Origin of the sequence: Acrocarpospora corrugata, assembly GCF_009687845.1 — a bacterium.
Taxonomy (GTDB): domain Bacteria; phylum Actinomycetota; class Actinomycetes; order Streptosporangiales; family Streptosporangiaceae; genus Acrocarpospora; species Acrocarpospora corrugata.
The window spans coordinates 1-1,500 of record NZ_BLAD01000034.1 but is presented as its reverse complement, the minus strand read 5'-3'; the positions used below and the strand labels follow the sequence as shown (position 1 = coordinate 1,500).

Genomic DNA, 1,500 nt, shown 5'->3' with positions numbered 1-1,500 from the left:
GGACCGAACTCAACCTCGAACTCGACGTTCATGTGCCGTTCGAGGCGCCGACCGTCGCCCAACTGGCTCGGATGCTGGACGGCGCGGGCGCCGCTCGCACGCCGCTGACCGCGACGCGGCGTCCCGATCTGGTGCCGCTGTCGTTCTGGCAGCAGCGGCTGTGGTTCCTGTCGCAGTTGGACGGGTCGAACGGGACCTACAACGCGCCAGTCGCGGCGCGGTTGTCCGGGCCGCTGGACCGCGAGGCCCTCCAGGCCGCGCTGGGCGACGTGATGGCCAGACACGAACCTCTGCGCACGGTGTTCCCCCAGGTGGATGGGCAGCCGTACCAGCGAGTGCTGCCCGGGTCCGGCCCGGTGCTGTTGCCGGTAGTGGAAGTGGACGAAGCGACGCTCTCCCAGCAGATCGACCTGGCCTGCTCCCAGGCCTTCGACCTGGCGACGGAGGTTCCCGTCCGAGCGCGCCTGCTGCGAATGGCGGACCAGGAGCACGTGCTCCTGCTGGTGCTGCATCACATCGCCTGCGACGGATGGTCCCTCACGCCGCTGTTCCACGATCTGGAGACCGCCTACCGCGCCCGACGCGACGGATCCGCTCCGGACTGGAAGCCCCTGCCCGTGCAGTACGCCGACTACGTTCTGTGGCAGCGAGAGCTGCTGGGTACCGAGGACAGTCCGGACAGCGAGTTGAGCCGGCAGCTCGGATACTGGGAGAAGACGCTGGCAGGCGTACCCGAGGAACTGGATCTGCCCGCCGATCGCCCGCGTTCGTCGGCCGCCGTCCGCGAGGCCGGCACGCTGCTCGTCGACATCCCCCAGGAACTCCGTCGTGGGCTGGCCGATCTCGCCCGGCAGGAGCAGGCGACCCTGTTCATGACGGTGCACGCCGCTTTGGCCGCCCTGTACACCCGGTTGGGCGCGGGCACCGACATCCCGTTGGGAACAGTGGTGGCCGGGCGGACCGATGACGCACTGGACGATCTCGTCGGATTCTTCGTCAACACCTTGGTTCTGCGGACGGACACCTCCGGCAATCCGACCTTCCGGCAGCTGCTGGCACGAGTGCGTGACCACGACCTGGCCGCCCTGAGCCACCAGGAAGTTCCGTTCGAGAAGCTGGTGGAAATCCTCAATCCGGCGCGCTCGAATGCGCGCCATCCGCTCTTCCAGACGATGCTCGTCCTGCAGAACAACGCCGGCGCACAGCTGCGTCTGCACGGCCTGGAATCCAGGAACGAGCGGGTGGGGGCCAAGGTCGCGAAGCTCGACCTGTCCTTCAGCTTCGAGGAGACCACACCGGACGGCGGCCTCACCGGCGTAGTCGAGTACGCCAAGGATCTGTTCGACCGGGCCTCAGTCGAGACTCTGTCGGGCCGGTTGGTCCGGTTGCTGGAAGCCGTGGTCGCCGAACCCGACCGGCGGATCGGTGCGCTGGACCTGCTGTCCGACGAGGAAACCGACCTCGTGCTGACCGGCGGGAATGGCGTGCTGGGTGGCGTGG

Annotated in this window: 1 protein-coding gene; it reads left to right on the top strand. The window is 68.2% G+C overall.

Translation table 11 applies throughout. From position 1 onward, the window contains the following. Positions 1-1,500: condensation domain-containing protein (locus tag Acor_RS00195; RefSeq protein ID WP_246238318.1), on the top strand; the 1,500-nt coding region annotated here is incomplete at both ends.